Annotated in this window: 1 pseudogene; it reads left to right on the forward strand. The window is 61.3% G+C overall.

Going from position 1 to position 217, the window contains the following annotated elements:
- Window positions 1-217, forward strand: a pseudogene (locus P0D70_RS37055) (alpha-ketoglutarate permease); the annotation flags it as partial.

Below are 217 nucleotides of genomic sequence, written 5' to 3' on the forward strand. Positions count from 1 at the left end.
CGCGGCGCTGTTCGTGTATATGGTGATGCAGCCGGCGTTCGGTGCGTTGTCGGACCGCATCGGCCGTCGCCGTTCCATGCTGTTCTTCGGGTTTTTCGCGACCATCGGCACGGTGCCGTTGCTGCATGCGCTGAAAGACGTGACGAGCCCGTATGCGGCATTTGGTCTGGTGGTGCTGGCGCTTGCCATTGTGAGCTTCTACACGTCGATCAGCGGT

The organism is Paraburkholderia sp. RL17-381-BIF-C, assembly GCF_046026435.1.
Lineage (GTDB): Bacteria > Pseudomonadota > Gammaproteobacteria > Burkholderiales > Burkholderiaceae > Paraburkholderia.